The organism is Colwellia sp. Bg11-12 (assembly GCF_014076955.1).
Classification (GTDB): domain Bacteria; phylum Pseudomonadota; class Gammaproteobacteria; order Enterobacterales; family Alteromonadaceae; genus Colwellia_A.
Window position 1 is genome coordinate 267,858 of the sequence record NZ_JACGUZ010000071.1, and the last position, 16,144, is coordinate 284,001.

The 16,144-nt window shown below is 36.8% G+C and carries 15 protein-coding genes; 10 read left to right on the top strand and 5 right to left on the bottom strand.

Going from position 1 to position 16,144, the window contains the following annotated elements:
* Positions 1 to 75: 75 nt before the first annotated feature.
* Positions 76 to 1,446, top strand: a complete 1,371-nt coding sequence (locus H4J39_RS10165; protein ID WP_182223617.1) for an FAD-binding oxidoreductase — start codon at positions 76 to 78, stop codon at positions 1,444 to 1,446.
* A 205-nt stretch (positions 1,447 to 1,651) separates the two neighbouring features.
* Here the strand turns inward: H4J39_RS10165 and H4J39_RS10170 are convergent, their stop codons facing one another.
* On the bottom strand, positions 1,652 to 3,058 hold the full coding sequence (locus tag H4J39_RS10170) for a YdgA family protein (protein WP_182227932.1): 1,407 nt from the start codon (positions 3,056 to 3,058) through the stop codon (positions 1,652 to 1,654).
* A 612-nt stretch (positions 3,059 to 3,670) separates the two neighbouring features.
* Complete coding sequence (locus H4J39_RS10175; protein WP_182227934.1) at positions 3,671 to 4,573, bottom strand: hydrogen peroxide-inducible genes activator; 903 nt, start codon at positions 4,571 to 4,573, stop codon at positions 3,671 to 3,673.
* Between the two features lie 292 nt (positions 4,574 to 4,865).
* Here H4J39_RS10175 and ahpC point away from each other — a divergent pair, with 292 nt between their 5' ends.
* Positions 4,866 to 5,429, top strand: a complete 564-nt coding sequence (gene ahpC / locus H4J39_RS10180) for an alkyl hydroperoxide reductase subunit C (RefSeq protein WP_182177155.1) — start codon at positions 4,866 to 4,868, stop codon at positions 5,427 to 5,429.
* Between the two features lie 114 nt (positions 5,430 to 5,543).
* Positions 5,544 to 7,109 (top strand): alkyl hydroperoxide reductase subunit F, encoded by a 1,566-nt coding sequence (gene ahpF / locus H4J39_RS10185; RefSeq protein WP_182227936.1) that lies wholly within the window; start codon positions 5,544 to 5,546, stop codon positions 7,107 to 7,109.
* Positions 7,110 to 7,190: 81 nt separating this feature from the next.
* Here ahpF and H4J39_RS10190 read toward each other — a convergent pair whose 3' ends face one another.
* The 3 genes from H4J39_RS10190 to H4J39_RS10200 form a co-directional block, all read right to left on the bottom strand.
* Positions 7,191 to 8,135 carry a D-2-hydroxyacid dehydrogenase gene (locus H4J39_RS10190; RefSeq protein WP_182227938.1) on the bottom strand — a complete coding sequence of 315 codons (945 nt, stop codon included), beginning with the start codon at positions 8,133 to 8,135 and terminating at the stop codon, positions 7,191 to 7,193.
* 222 nt (positions 8,136 to 8,357) lie between these two features.
* Entirely contained in the window at positions 8,358 to 9,563 is a 1,206-nt protein-coding gene (locus H4J39_RS10195; RefSeq protein ID WP_182227940.1) for an NnrS family protein, read from the bottom strand.
* A 129-nt stretch (positions 9,564 to 9,692) separates the two neighbouring features.
* The gene (locus H4J39_RS10200; RefSeq protein WP_182227942.1) at positions 9,693 to 9,938 is read right to left on the bottom strand and encodes a DUF2164 domain-containing protein; all 246 of its coding nucleotides are present in this window, start codon (positions 9,936 to 9,938) and stop codon (positions 9,693 to 9,695) included.
* Positions 9,939 to 10,164: 226 nt separating this feature from the next.
* Between H4J39_RS10200 and iscX the strand changes: the two genes are divergently transcribed.
* From iscX to H4J39_RS10235, 7 genes are all read left to right on the top strand, one after another.
* On the top strand, positions 10,165 to 10,365 hold the full coding sequence (gene iscX / locus H4J39_RS10205; protein ID WP_182227944.1) for a Fe-S cluster assembly protein IscX: 201 nt from the start codon (positions 10,165 to 10,167) through the stop codon (positions 10,363 to 10,365).
* 141 nt (positions 10,366 to 10,506) lie between these two features.
* Positions 10,507 to 12,216, top strand: a complete 1,710-nt coding sequence (locus H4J39_RS10210) for an NAD-dependent malic enzyme (RefSeq protein ID WP_182227946.1) — start codon at positions 10,507 to 10,509, stop codon at positions 12,214 to 12,216.
* Between the two features lie 240 nt (positions 12,217 to 12,456).
* A complete protein-coding gene (locus H4J39_RS10215; RefSeq protein WP_182227947.1) occupies positions 12,457 to 12,609 on the top strand; it encodes a hypothetical protein in 153 nt (50 codons plus the stop codon).
* Between the two features lie 344 nt (positions 12,610 to 12,953).
* Complete coding sequence (locus H4J39_RS10220) at positions 12,954 to 13,202, top strand: hypothetical protein (RefSeq protein ID WP_182227949.1); 249 nt, start codon at positions 12,954 to 12,956, stop codon at positions 13,200 to 13,202.
* Between the two features lie 173 nt (positions 13,203 to 13,375).
* Positions 13,376 to 13,813, top strand: coding sequence for a hypothetical protein (locus H4J39_RS10225; RefSeq protein ID WP_220462174.1), 438 nt, complete (start codon positions 13,376 to 13,378; stop codon positions 13,811 to 13,813).
* Positions 13,814 to 14,106: 293 nt separating this feature from the next.
* Positions 14,107 to 14,538 carry a nucleoside-diphosphate kinase gene (gene ndk, locus H4J39_RS10230; protein ID WP_182227951.1) on the top strand — a complete coding sequence of 144 codons (432 nt, stop codon included), beginning with the start codon at positions 14,107 to 14,109 and terminating at the stop codon, positions 14,536 to 14,538.
* A 339-nt stretch (positions 14,539 to 14,877) separates the two neighbouring features.
* Positions 14,878 to 16,050: a bifunctional tRNA (adenosine(37)-C2)-methyltransferase TrmG/ribosomal RNA large subunit methyltransferase RlmN gene (locus H4J39_RS10235; RefSeq protein WP_182227953.1), complete on the top strand. Its 1,173-nt coding sequence runs from the start codon at positions 14,878 to 14,880 to the stop codon at positions 16,048 to 16,050.
* The last annotated feature ends 94 nt before the right edge of the window (positions 16,051 to 16,144 follow it).

Below are 16,144 nucleotides of genomic sequence, written 5' to 3' on the forward strand. Positions count from 1 at the left end.
ACATTCAGCTTAGCAAATTTATAATAAATACGGTAAGGTTTCCGTGGTTTTCTTTATTAGAGCAGTGTTAAAAAGATGTACGATCCCTTACATGACAAATCGCCCGGTTGCGGCGAAGCATACCCTGATAGCTATTGGGCTGAAAATGCTGATATACAAAATAATGCCCCACAAAGTGATGGACAAATTAGTCAAGATGTCGACGTTGATGTTGCAATCATTGGTGCAGGTTATACAGGGCTTTCTTGTGCATTATATTTAGCGCGTGAGCATGGTATTAAAGCGCATGTACTAGAAGCCAATCAATCAGCTTGGGGTTGTAGCGGGAGAAATGCGGGCTTTATTTTAAAGTCTTCAGGTCGTAAATCTTATAGCGATATGGCGCAGAAGTGGGGTGAAGAGGTAATGCGCGGCATTTATGATGAAATGTGTGCAGGCGTAGAAACGGTAAAGTCACTCATCGCTGAAGGCATTGATTGCGACGTACAAACACGTGGTTTTTTAAAAGTTGCTCATAAACCAAGTAAGTTGGCCGAGCTTATTAGCCAAGCAAAACTTCAACAAAAAACCTTTGCGGGTATCAAAAATAGTGATGTAGAAATTTTAACGAAAAACGAAGTTCGTCAACAATACATGGACGATAAAAATGCTTATGGCGCTATTCGTTATCAAGATGGTTTTGGTTTGAATCCGCTAAAACTGGCATGGGGTTATCAACGATTAGCACGTGAAGCTGGCGCTAAAGTTCACACCAGTTCACCCGTATTAGAAATACTGGATGAAGGACATCAACAAAAATTAATTACACCTAAAGGTGTGGTTAATGCTAAAAAAATTGTTATTGCAACTAATGGCTATACACCCAAGGGTTTTCATTCATTAACAACAGACCGAACTTTACCGGTGCTTTCACAAATTATTGTCACTGAACCACTGTCAGAACAGCAGCTTGCAGAGTGTAACTTCTTAACGTCTAATGTTGTGATGGATACGCGTGCGCTCAAATACTATTACCGAAAGCTACCAGACAACCGTATTTTATTTGGTGGCCGTGGCGCTATAACGGGTAAGTCTGCGGATGATCCTTATTACGCTCAGCGCTTATTAGCGGTATTAAAAACAAGTTTTCCACCTTTAGCTAAGCTTAATTACCAGTATGCTTGGTCAGGCTGGATCTGTATGTCTTTAGACGACTTACCTCATATTTATCAAAACACGAAGAAAAATATTTTTTATAGCATGGGCTATTGTGGATCAGGTGTGTCATTTTCGGTGCAAGCAGGTAAGCGTTTAGCTGAAAAAGTGGCTGAAAAAGCTATCGACTCCGCAATAGAAAATCTTCCACTGTATAACTGTGAATTACCTAAATTTCCATTCGCGCCTTTGAGACGTGTTGGACAATGGGGATATTTTCATTATGGAAAAGTAAAAGATGAATGGTTTTAGTGATTGATGCTATCTCATGTCATTATGCAGAGCATTAGTGATTTTCAGGTTGTCTAAAATTGATCAACCTGAAAGATTTTAGTGAGAGTTTAGGCCGCTTGTTTCAAAGCGGCCCTTATTTTTTCTTCTATATTAGGCCTTAAGTTACAAGTATAAATAAATCAATAGCTTAACGACTCTTAGTCAATAATAGCGGCTAATCAGTTTAAAAAGGCAGTGGAATAAGCTTTTCATTCACTTTAAATTGACTGTCCTTCAAAATATAATCAGTTGTGTAATGGGTGTCTGTTACAACTAACAAGCCTTGCTCCACTAACATATTTAACATTTGAGGCACTTGTTGAGCGGCCATTTTGTCTATTTCTTCTGTTGTCATATCTTGTGTTTGAGGGTTAGTTTGTAGCTGTTTTTTCATGAATTGTTTAGCGAACAATTCAATAACGGCTTTATCGCCCGTTATCTTGCCATTAATAAGTGCATGAGAAAACCAAAATTGCTGATCTTCTATTGGCGTTGGTAATGCTGATACATCAACTAAACTGGTGTGCATTGTGCTATTCACTTTTCCTTCAGGAAAAGTACCTCGTAAGCTAGTGATATTAATTTCTGGTCCAGCACTGAGCAATAAAAGTAAATTTTCTTGTGTAAAGTTAAACATTTTTTCTTGCATGTCTTCCGCACTGGTATTACCCAGTGTTTGACTAAAATCTTGGTAGGCTTTAATAAATTGTCCACTGATATTATTAATCGCTAGTTCAAGTGCTAAATCTTGAACTTGGTAATCATTAACATCTGCGGCTTTAACCCCATAAGCAACCTGAATATTACCTAATTGTTTTGCTTTATTTAATAATAATGAAGCAGAGACATATAGGTCGGTAAGATTGATGATTTCACTTTCATTATTGTTAAAGTTAATCGAAGAAAAGTTGACCGTTGTTGCAGAGTCATAGAAGTTGTTATTAAATATTTCTTCTAATGAGGCGTTAACTAACATATCTACAGTGAAATTATTCATGGAAAAATCACCTTCATTAGACGTTGCTGTTAACTTTGCCACATTACCTTGGTAGGTAAGATCTTGCCCATTATATTGCCCATTCCCCTGATAACCACTAAACACTAAATTAACGTTTTCATCTGTTATATTTGCAGTGAATGCCGTTACGGTATCTTGGTAGTCGTAATCACCAAGGAGGTCTATTAAGCCATTAGCTTGGAAAAAGTCTGTATTATCTGACCAATCAAGATTGTTTCGAAGTGTTTCACCATCAACATTTGCAGTCCATGATAACCAAGCTAAGTTACTTTGTTCATTGAAAAGGAAAGGACCATGTTGGGCATTTACTTCAAAAACTACAGAGTAATCATCGCTAAGGGCTGGATCCGATAACCCGGTTAAGTGTGTGGTATCTAAACTGAGGGTAACTAGCGCGTCGGTAGAAAACCAGTGTGAGTTAATGGTTTGAATTTCTACAGTATAGCCCGGCGTATTATTCATTTTCTCAGCGATCACATTAAGGGTTGTCGAAAATTGATTCCCTACCAATTTAGGGGCTACGAGGCCAATCGATAGAATAATAATGATAACTATTGAGAGTGTTTTTTTCATGAGGTAAGTCCATATTAATAGTGTGGATGGTTAAATTATTTGTTGTAAATTATATCCGATTCCATAGATAAACCATCATCTCATGTTTTTAATTGATTGTATTTAAAATAGTTATTTCTAATAAAGCTTTATTCTTTCATTGATGTTGCTGTGAATAATTCTTAGATAATCTCGCAATTTTAAAATGTTTTATTTAAACGATATCGTCAAGGTTGCTGATTATGTTGAAAAATCCCCATGGTATATTCCATCTTACTTTTTGAGTGAAAAGACCACCACCTTTGATGGTGAGTCTGCAGCGTTTTGTTTAAAAGCATTTTTTGTTAAACGAGCGAGCCGAGCATGAGAAAGGGTTAATTGATTTTGATTAACCCTATTTTTTATTTGCTTGGCAATACTGATCACCATAATAGTTGTTTGAGTAGTTACAATTAACCTCGGATTTTTTATCACTTTTTGTATTAAAAATATTTTTGATGTTATTAATAATTTTTTTCATTTTGGCTACCTGATGTATTTAAGATAAACCATTGTGGCCTAACATCGATATTCAGTAAATTTGATAAAATTTAATATATAGTTCTATTTAATTGAAGTATATAGCTGGTAATGTTAGCTACACTTTTGCGTGAGTTGTGCTGTAAAAATAGCTTTGAGCAGGCTTAATTCACTAGTTCTGACATAATTAGGTCTAATGATTAAGGCAATAGTTCTATGTGGGCCAGGTTCATTCAAATGAATCGCTCTTAGTTCCGATTCATTATGAGTTAATTGGTCTAATGCCATTTGCGGTACGAGTGTTGTACCTAGTTTACCCGCGACCATTTGAATGAGTGTATGTAAACTTGCTGAACCAAAATCAGATCCTTGTTTTGGGTTTTGTAATTGGCAGGCGGCTAATGCATGCTCTTTTAAGCAATGACCATCCTTTAATAACATCAGTTTTTCGGTTTCTAGCTCTTCATTGGTAATTTCTTCCATCATTTGAGGGCATTCATCTTTATGGCAGACTAAATAAAAGTCTTCTTGCCAGAAATCAAAGCTCATCAACCCCTCTATAGGGTAAGGCAGCGCAAGTATTGCTGCGTCAATCGCTCCGGTTCGAACCATATCAATCAGTGTATGTGATTGTTCTTCTAATATTCTTAATTTGAAATTTGGATATTGATGCCTTACCTCGGGCAGTACTTTAGGTAAAAGGTATGGGCCAATAGTTGGAATAACGCCTAGGGTCATTGGGCTTGAAAACGGCTGGTTATCACTTTGTGATAATTGCAGTAATTCGTCTAGTTCTAACTTTACTCTTTTGGCTTTATTAAGTATCAACTGCCCTTTTTGGGTGACTAATACTTGCTTGTTATTACGCTCAAATATGATCATCCCTAATTGCTTTTCAAGCTCATTGATTGCTGTACTTAAGGCTGATTGAGATACGTTGCATGCCTCTGCGGCTTTTTTAAAGTGTAAGGTCTTTTCAACGGCGAGTGCATAGTGTAATTGTTTTATTGAGATCATGTTGTTGATGATAATTTTTATTGAACGTAAATGTCATTTTAATCAGAATTATGGAATTAGTCATCTTCTTTACTGCTGTTTTAATTGCGATTTCAACTTTATCATCTTAACAGGGGACTCATCCTCTATTGCGCCTGCTCATTTCAATAGTTCTGTTTTTTAGAACATTAAAATCAATTTAATCAAATTTATTTATTACTGAGTTAACTTTAGTATACCCACATCGAAAGCAAACATGCTTTTAAAACAAAACCCTTTAACTAAAGATTTTTATAACCCAGAGGAATTACACATGGCTCAAATAGGCAAAACTATCCCAGAATTTACAGCTCAAGCATTTCATAACGACGAGTTTGTTGAAGTAACATCACAGAGCACTAAAGGCAAATGGTCAATCTTCTTATTCTACCCAGCAGATTTCACTTTTGTTTGTCCTACTGAATTAGAAGATATGGCAAACCAGTATGAAGAGTTGCAAGGCTTAGGTGTTGAAGTTTACTCAGTATCAACAGATACCCATTTTTCACATAAAGCATGGCACGATTCTTCAGAAGCAATTGGTAAAATTAAATTTCCAATGATCGGTGACCAAACGGGCACAATTACCCGTGGTTTTGATGTGATGATTGAAGAAGATCACATGGCACACCGAGGTACATTCTTAGTCGACCCAGATGGTGTTATTCAAGTGGCTCATATACATGCTGGCGGTATTGGTCGCAGTGCAAAAGACATGGTGCGTAATGTTAAAGCAGCACAATATGTTCGTGAAAACGATGGTGAAGTATGTCCTGCAGCTTGGGAACAAGGCGAAGCCACTTTAACACCTAGTTTAGACTTAGTTGGTAAAATTTAAGTCAGGCACGCTCTAAATTGGCGGAAGTCGTTGTTATCGTTAACGACTTCCGCTTCATCCCATCCAATAAGATGACATATGTTAATCAAAAAATCTAAATAATGAGGTAGCCCCATGTTAAGTGAAGATATTTTAAATGCAGTAAAAGCTTATACCCAAAATATGACCAACAAAGTATCGCTTGTTTTACAGACGGGTGAACATCAAAAGCGCAACGAATTAAAAGAGTTTTTAACAGAATTATCTTCTGTATCTGACAACCTCATTGTCGTTGAACGTGACGAAAGCTTACGTAGTCCAATTACTTTTTATTTAGAGGTAGAAGGCAAAAATAACGGTATACATTTTTCTGGCATCCCCAGTGGTCATGAATTTAATTCATTGATACTTGCTATATTACAGTCATCAGGTACTGATCTTAAACTTGATAGCACCTTGACTAAAATGGTGCAGAAAATCACTGAAGATTTACACTTTGAAGTCTTCATTTCTTTAAGCTGTCATAACTGTCCTGATGTTGTGCAATCGTTGAACCAGTTTGCTTTATTAAACGACCGCATTAGCAGTGAAATGATTGATGGTGGTTTATTTAAAACGTTAATTGATGAACGCAATATTCAAGGTGTGCCCAGTGTTTACTTAAACGGTAAGTTATTTGCGAACGGCAAAATAGATACGGCGCAGTTAGTTGACAAACTTATTGAACGTTTTCCTTATATTATAGATGGCGATGATAATGAACAGTTGCCTTTACAAGATGTTACTGTCATCGGCGCAGGTCCTGCTGGCGTTGCCGCCGCTATTTATGCTGCGCGTAAAGGGCTAAATGTCACTATTATTGCTGACCGTTTTGGCGGTCAAGTTAAAGATACAGTAGGTATTGAAAACTTAATTTCGGTATCTAAAACAACAGGCACACAACTCACGGGTAATATGCAAGCTCACTTAAACGATTACGAGATAACGACAAAAGAGTTTGTTCGTGTCGAAAAAATTGAAAAAGGGCAGCCAGAAAGTAAAGCACCGAAAAAGTTACACCTTTCTAGTGGTGAGGTTATTGAGTCTAAAACGGTTATTATTGCTACCGGTGCTAAATGGCGTGAGCTGGGTATACCGGGAGAGAAAGAGAATATAGGTTCGGGTGTTGCTTATTGCCCACATTGTGATGGCCCTTTCTTTAAAGGTAAAGATGTCGCCGTGGTTGGTGGTGGTAATTCAGGCATAGAAGCTGCGTTAGATTTGGCGAGTATGGTTAATCATGTGACTGTATTTGAATTTTTACCGGGCTTAAAAGCAGACAACATCTTGGTAGAAAAAGCGGAAGCACATAAAAAAATTACGATTATCAAAAATGTTGCGACCAAAGAAGTGATTGCAGAAAATGGTAAAGTTGTTGCGCTGGCTTATGAAGACAGAGCAACAGGTGAAATGAAACAGCAAAGCTTGTCGGGTATTTTTATCCAAATAGGCTTATTACCAAACAGTGACTTTTTACAAGGTGTTGTGGAATGTACAAAGTATGGCGAAGTGATCATTGACGAGAAGTGTCATACTTCGGAGCCCGGTATATTTGCCGCAGGAGATGTATCAACTGTGCCTTACAAACAAATTGTGATTGCCATGGGTGAAGGCGCTAAAGCATCATTATCAGCATTCGATTATCTTATTAGAGAAAGTTAACCGTTACTATTAAGTGCAAGCTGAATTTACTGAACAGCGCTAAGTTCAGTAATGCTTTATCAAACCCCCTATAAATAAAATTTATAGGGGGTTAACGTTTTTAATATTTAAAGCAACTAAATCAATTAATCGCTGCTGTGATTCAAGACTTGCCCAAGCAATATGTGCAGTTAAAGATAAATTATCTATGTCGTTTTGCATTAGGGCACTTATTAAAGGGTGACTAGCCGCAGGAGGCTCTTGTTCTAAAACATCAAGTATCGCGTGGGAAATTACTTTATTCTTTAATGCCTCTAATAAATCTTCACTATTTACCAAGGCACCACGAGCGGTGTTAATTAATAGTGCAGAGGGTTTCATTTGCGATAAACTTGCACGGTTTATTAAGTTTGTTGTCTCATCTGTTTGCGGGCAGTGTAAGCTAATGACATCTGAATTTTGTAATACATGGTTAAAACTATGGCGGTTTTCTCTTGTTTTTGTTGCATTAAGACGCTCAGCAATAAGTATTTTCATACCAAAAGCTTCGGCAATAGTTGCCACTGCCTTACCTAAGCACCCAAAGCCAATAATGCCTATCGTTTTTCCGGCAAGTTCTTGACTGCCTTTACCATGAAAACAAAAAGTATCGCTGTTTTGCCAATGGCCTTGTTTAGTATTGTTGTTGTGGTGTGCGGTATTACTGAAATATTCAAGCATTTGCGCAAACACATACTGGCTCACCGAGGCTTGTGAATAACCACTGACGTTTTTAACACTAATGCCAAGCACTTGCGCTGCAGCCAGATCAACATTGTTCATGCCTGTTGCGGCAATACAAACTAATTTCAGCTGAGGTAATTGCTCAAGTATATTTTTAGATAAAACCACTTTATTGGTAATAATAATGTCAGCATTTTTACAACGTGCAAGCACTTGGTCGTTTGTCGTTGTTGCATAACAAATTAACTTGCTGACCTGAGATTCAATACTTGCCAAAGAAATATTTGGGCTAAAAGTTTGTTGATCTAAAAAAACGGTTTGCATGGCTATCTTCAAAAATAAAGTGAGAGGGGTAGCTTAAGTTAATTTAAGGTGAAAAAAAACGACAATCACACATATAACCAAGTTGATTATATATCTGTTCATTTTTAAGGAGTAAAACGAATAACGACTTCATTATAAAATTGATAAGTAGAATAACAACTTACTAAATTTTATACCTTGTATTTATTCGTTTTTCCTCGATGAAAATGAGCGTGACTTTGTTTAACCAGGGCGGCCATCTTCTCTTGCTTTTAATAACATTGGCGCGTAGTAAAAAGTAAAGAGTCCAAAAGCAACTAACCAACAAAAACCACTTATATCAACAAATAACAGGGTTCTTTCTGGCATCAACCAAGGACCAAAGACTCGAGCCATTGCTGATAGTGTTATAAATGCAAACGCAAACGACATCATTTTAGGGGGCGTTAAAGGGCGACCACAATGTCCTAAAGAAACACGAGATATCATTGACAAGACAATACCACCCATACCGCCAATGGTTAATAAATGCCAAACATGATGGGTAGGTATATCATCAATAATGTAGCTAAATCCAAGTAATATAAGGCCAAACCAAATGAATTTAATCGCAAAATGTAATGACCATAAAAGGGGTACACCAAGTGTTATCCAAGGACGCCATCTCAACCAACGGATCAACTGAAACAAGCCAGCAAAAATTAGTATGACGCCAAAAAACATTGGAACAAAACCAATTAATGGATGTAACAATAACATCAGCATAGCAAGCATTAAGCTGCCATTGGCGAGTTTGTCGAGTAATGGTGAAGGTGTTGCTTTAGTCGTTTGAGTGCCGTTAGCAGTAAACATAGGTACAACACGCCCTGACATCACAGACATTAAAAACACGACTAATAAAACCCCAGCGTAACCAGAGTAGTTCAACGACACACTTTGTGGATAAATACTGGCTAAGTGCATTTCACCATTGGCGATCGTGAATAGGACTAATAAAGGCACAAAAAATAAATTTCGATATTGTTTTATCGCTAAGATAGGTTTTGCTAGCGTATAAGCCACCGCTAACAAAAAGCTTAAATCTATAAACGCGCTTAATGAGTCACCTAATAAACTAGGCATTAACATAACAACACGACCTAGCAGCCATAAAAAGAATAGTGCCGCAAGCTGCTTACCTTTTACACTAGGAAGTCCGGTCCAATTTTGTACTGCAGTGAGTAAAAATCCGGCAATAATTGCACTACCAAAGCCAAAAATCATTTCATGAATATGCCACCAATACCCTCCACCGTAAGGAATAAAACTAACGGCCCCTTTATAAATCAATAACCACAAGGTAATGGCAATTAAACTAAAAATAACACCCCCTAAAAAAAAGGGACGGAAGCCTAAACGAAATATGGGGAGAGTTTTCTGCGCTTCTTGTAAATCGGTAATTTGCATCATAGTTTTTGTTTCAAAGGATCGTTAATGTCATTTTAGCGCATTTACCATAATAATCGTTGCGATAAATCAACGAGCGGTGAAAAAAATATAAATAGTTACTGCACCTTCACTTGTTTTTTAAGCGGATAATTAACTGGCTGGTTTTTCTAATTGAAACATTTCATCTGTAATGTCGTCGAGTTTTTCTGCTAGTAATTGCTGCGCATCATAAATACCTTGGTTATAAAAATGATTGCCCATTTCTTTAGTAAAAAAATCAAGTAAAAAGTCAGCGTCAAATTGAGCAAGATCTTGATCGAGTTCGGTTGAAAAGTACTGCTGTAGCTTATGGATCAGTAATTCTTTTTGGACTGATGTAAATTTAATTTCACTCATCTGTATTCTCTACTATTTTAGATAAATATTGTTTGCTAGATTATACTCATGGCAAAGCACGAAGGTGAATTGTTTTAATGAAAGAAACATTGAAAAAATGGTGGCAAACCGATTGTCAGTTTTGCCTGAAATACCGAAGAATGTTTATTTGGTTAATTATTATGATTGCAATAGATGCATTGTGGTTTAACCTGTTATTTTAATCTTTTTTATATAGGAATTATTTATGGGATATCGTTGGACAGACTCATTAGAGTTAGCATTAGATTTAATGGAACAACATCCGGATGTTGATCCCTTGACCTTACATTTTCCAGAATTGATGCAATGGGTAGTCGCCCTTGAAAATTTTGATGATGATCCAAAACACTGTGGCGAAAGAGTGCTAGAAGCCATACAACTCGCGTGGATTTCTGAGGTTGATTGAATACAAATAAGTTAAAGAGATTTTTACTCTTCATCGGTAATTGGTTGTTTTATAAGCCTGATTTGACCTATACTATCGTTTAATATCATCATTATGAATTTTCACCATTCATCAACCCTATGGTCCAGATAAAAAATTATTATGACAATAAAAATAAAACGTCCGTTATATATCCATTATGCGGGTCCAAGTCTGTTAGAAACGCCACTATTAAATAAAGGTAGCGCTTTTGATGAAGAAGAGCGCTCCAACTTTAACTTAATCGGCCTTTTGCCTCCTCGTTATGAAACCATCGACGAGCAAGTTGAACGTGCCTTTATGCAATATAATAAGTTTCGAACCAACTTAAACAAACATATTTATTTGCGGACTATTCATGATAATAATGAAACCTTATTTTTTAGATTAGTCCAAGCACATTTGACTGAGATGATGCCGATTATTTATACGCCTACGGTGGGTGATGCTTGTGAGCAATTTTCAGATATCTATCGTAGCTCGCGTGGGTTATTCATCTCTTATGAAGATAGACACCATATGGATGATATTCTTCGTAATGCGACAAAGAACAAAATAAAAGTCATTGTGGTTACCGATGGTGAGCGAATTCTTGGTTTAGGTGATCAAGGCATAGGAGGGATGGGGATTCCGATAGGTAAACTCTCACTCTATACTGCTTGTGGAGGCATTAGTCCCGCATATACCTTGCCAGTCATGCTGGATGTTGGCACGAACAATGAAAAACTATTGAACGACCCTATGTATATGGGACGTCGCCATAAGCGGATTAATCAAGAAGAATACAACGAGTTTGTCGATATCTTTATTCAAGCCGTGAAGCGTCGTTGGCCACATGTATTATTGCAGTTTGAAGATTTTGCTCAACCTAACGCAACGCCATTGCTTACTAAGTATCGTGATCAAATTTGTTGTTTCAACGATGATATTCAAGGAACAGCTTCGGTTACGGTTGGGACTTTATTAGCGGCATGTCGCATTAAAGGCCGCAAGCTAGGTGAAGAAACGAGGCTATCACAGCAAAAAGTTGTTTTTGTGGGGAGTGGCTCGGCGGGTTGCGGTATTGCAGAACAAATTATTGCGCAAATGATCAGTGAAGGTATTTCAGCAGAACAAGCACGTAGTCAAATTTTCATGGTTGACCGTTTTGGTTTATTAACAGATGGCATGGCTGATTTGCGTGATTTCCAGCAAAAATTAGTACAATCTCCTTCTGCAATTTCAAGCTGGAATATTTCAGGCCGATACGCGACATTATTAGAAGTGATGGATAATGCCCAGGCAGATATTCTTATTGGTGTTTCAGGTGTTCCTGGCCTATTTACCGAACACGTTATTAAAACGATGAAATTACATTGCCCTATGCCAATTATTTTCCCACTCAGTAATCCTATTAAACAAGTGGAAGCTACACCCGAGCAGGTGATTAATTGGACGGAAGGTGAAGTCATTGTTGCTACGGGTAGTCCATTTAAACCGGTTGAATATCAAGGTAAAATTTTTCCAATCGTGCAATGTAATAACAGTTATATTTTCCCAGGTTTAGGGTTAGGTATTGTTGCAGCGAACATCAATCGAGTAACTGATGAAATGTTAATAGTGGCCAGTGAAACGCTTGCTGAAGCTTCGCCACTTGCTAATACCGGCCAAGGTGAACTACTGCCGCCATTAACCGAAATTGCGAGCTTAAGTAGAAAAATAGCCTTTGCCGTCGCTAAAGTCGCTTTTGATCAAAACTTAGCTTTACGCATTGATGATGAAAGTTTACTGGCAAAAATAGAGCGTAACTTTTGGAAACCAGAATATAGAAAATATCGTCGAAGTAGTGTTTAGTTAAGCTTATATTACCCACGTATTTGAGAAATAGACCGCATTAGGTCTATTTTTTTTGCAGACGCCACAAAATTTATACGATTTGTATGAAAAATTTTATTAATAAAGCACAACATCGTTAACAATCTTAGTTACTCTAGTGAACCTGTCTTTAAAACATCATAAACTAACGGCCTATAAGCATTGATTTTTATAACATTTAAGTCATAATTGATTAACAAATAACAAGGAGTGTTAATAATGACAAAAAATGAATTTAATCGTATGAATACCCTCTCTGAAACAGTGCTTTCCTTAACCGCCTCCGCAAGTGAAATAGAAGAATTTTACATACTGCTTAATCTGTGGAAAAGCTCTGAAGAATTCAATTTGGAAATTGGTTTACCTCACTAATAAAGAGTTTGCTTAGTCATCACTTATTGTCGTGAATTTATCCCTACTCATTTTTTTATTTTGTTGATAAAGCCACAGTTAGTCGCCTGTAGCAGGTAAAATACCTATTATAAGAAGAGTACTATTTCAATATTTACTGTGTATTTAATTAGATGATTATAATAAACGTAAGTGAAATTATTGCGCAAGGATGCCAATTTGCAGTTGGCTTAGTCACTCTAGCGTTATGACGTGCAGAGTTAGACAAAGCAAAATTAGCTATCGCTATTAATTGCAAATTTTTGCCACTCATTATTTCTAACAAGGGTTAGAAATAATTTATTATGGAGTGATAAAGGATTAAAGTGAAAAAACTAATACTCATCTTGTTAACTTTAAGTGTTAGCTCTGGTTGTACATCCATGCAGTCAGCCGACAGCACTCGTTGCATTCATGTCGTTAATGCCGCAGAAAAGCATCGGGTGAAACCCGGTGATGATCTATATAAAGGGTGTATAGAGAAAGAATATCAAAAAAAAGAGTCTGAAAAAGGCTTTTGGGAAAAGTCAGCAGAGAATTTAGTACTACTTGTCATTGATATCGTGTCTTCTTAGTCCAGAGGATATATTTCAACATAAAACTCGAAACAAAATAATAAACGCAGGAGTACAGAAAAATTATCAATACCATTATAGTTTCAGATGTCTTTGGCCTCACTCCTCAATTAATCAAACTTAAAGATAAACTCGGAGCGAATATTATTATTGACCCATACCAAGGGAAGAGTATGGGCTTTAAGAATGAAGCAAATGCCTATAATTATTTCATTGCAACGGTTGGGCTTGACGCTTACGTTTCAGTGGTGCTAAACGTTTTAGCTTCACTTGATACTAAGACAACACTGATTGGTTTTAGTATTGGAGCTTCGGCTATTTGGAAACTCTCGCTAAGCAATCATCACTATGTTAAACAAGCCTTTTGTTTTTATGGCTCACAAATCAGAAATTTCACAGAGATAGTGCCGCGTTATAAAATAAATTTAGTGTTCCCTAAACGTGAATCACACTTTGATGTGCTTGAACTCATTAACAAGCTTAAACAGAAACCGAATGCAAAAATAACACAAGTTGAATACTTACATGGTTTTATGAATCATCACTCTAGTAATTTTAATAAGGTTGGCTACCTAAATTATATGACTTTATTGCGAGCTGCTGTTAATTAAGCGTTGTACATTGTTTTTGAGGGTGACAATTAAGTAAAGCTGTTGATGAAATATCCTAATGGGTTAACCCCCTAAGCTGGCCAACGACGAACAGCTATATTGCTTATTATCACTTTATCCTTGTTAAAGATTAAGCGGTAATATAATGGTTAATGCCATACTTATCTGCTTTTGCCACATTAAAAGCAAAACCGCTTATTCGTGAATAATATTAGTTTTTCTGCGTGAATTCGTCTATAATCGCGCCAAAATTTATACACCTATTTTATTTAAAATATATATAAGGGCTTATCATGGCTATCGAACGTACTTTTTCTATCGTAAAACCAGACGCAGTTGCTAAAAACTTCATTGGTCAAATTTACAACCGTTTTGAAACTGCTGGTTTAAAAATCGTTGCATCAAAAATGATTCACTTAAGCAAAGAAAAAGCTGAAGGCTTTTACGCTGAACACAGCGAACGTCCTTTCTTTGGCGCTTTAGTTTCTTTCATGACTTCTGGTCCAGTTATGGTTCAAGTTTTAGAAGGCGAAAACGCTGTTCTTAAAAACCGTGAAATCATGGGTGCTACTAACCCAGCTGAAGCACTTGCTGGTACTATCCGTGCTGATCTTGCTGATAGCATCGACGAAAATGCTGCTCACGGTTCTGACGCTTTAGAATCTGCTGCACGTGAAATTGCTTACTTCTTCTCAGACGACGAAATTTGCCCACGCACTCGTTAATCTGATTTTAATCTTCACAAATTTTGTGAATTCTTCGTCGAAAGTACTCACTTACTAACGTAAGCTCCGTGCAATCTTCTTGAATTCACTTCATTTGCTGTGATTAAAGTAGAAATCGAAATATGAAGGGGTTTTACTGTTTTCAGTAAAATCCTTTTATTATTTTTAGACTTATAATAAACCTTAAACTTTTTAGTTTGCTAAGTCTCTGTTTTACATAAAGAGAAGTTTAATTAAAAGCGTTAAGGTTTGATATAATTTGATCTGTAAATTGTCATGCTTTGTATAAAAGTTGTACAATTGTTTTTTGTAATTTTGTTGTTTGAGAAGTAGTGAATCATGAGTGAAGTGACTGAAGTAGTAAGCCCAACCGCATCTGCGGTAAAGAAAAAAGTAAATCTATTAAATTTAGATCATCAAGGGATGCGTGAATACTTTGCTTCAATTGGCGAAAAGCCATTTCGCGCTGATCAAATGATGAAATGGATTTATCATTTTGGTTACTCTGACTTTGAATTAATGACTAATTTAAATAAGAAACTTCGTGAAAAACTCCAACGTGATACTGAAATCAGCGCACCAGAAATTTCAGAAAAACAGGTATCAACAGACGGTACGATAAAATATTCTTTACGCCTAGAAGGGGGTCAAGAAGTTGAAACAGTATGGATCCCTGAAAACGATCGCGCAACTTTATGTGTATCATCACAAGTAGGCTGTGCACTTGAATGTACTTTTTGTGCTACAGCGCAACAAGGCTTCAACCGTAACTTATCAATGAGTGAAATTATTGGTCAGGTATGGCGTGTGGCTAATGATATTGGCGCGACCCGTATTGCTGGCAAACGCCCGATTACGAATATTGTAATGATGGGGATGGGCGAACCGTTATTGAATATGAAAAATTTAATTCCGGCGCTTGATACTATGTTGAATGACTTAGGCTACGGCCTATCAAAACGTCGTGTAACGGTAAGTACCTCAGGTGTTGTTCCTGCGCTTGATATGTTGAAAGAAAAAATAGATTGTGCATTAGCTATTTCAATTCATGCCGGTAACAACAAACTTCGTGATGTCTTAGTGCCGATCAATAAAAAGTATCCATTAGAAGAATTTATTGCTGCAGCAGGGCGTTATATCGAGGGTTCAAAAGCGAATAAACAAGCAACAATTGAATATGTGATGCTAGATCACGTTAACGACAGTACCGACCAAGCGCATGAACTTGCTATTGCGTTGAAAGACTTACCCAGTAAAATTAATCTTATACCATTTAATCCTTACCCAGGCTCGCCTTATAAACGCTCAAGTAATTCACGAATTGACCGTTTCGACAAAGTTTTACAGTCATACGGTTTAACCGTGATCACACGTCGTACTCGCGGTGATGATATCGATGCAGCTTGTGGTCAATTGGCAGGTGATGTTTTTGATAGAACAAAGCGAACAGCGATGAATTCTTCAAAAACTGAAATGTCTAATGACCAAGAGATTTCAGTTAAGTTGGTCTAATACTTTATATTTGGGGTATATGCACCTGCTCTATTGTCTTAACTCAAAGGAAGCAGATACTCGTTATACTGATAGCATAACCTTTACAATAAAA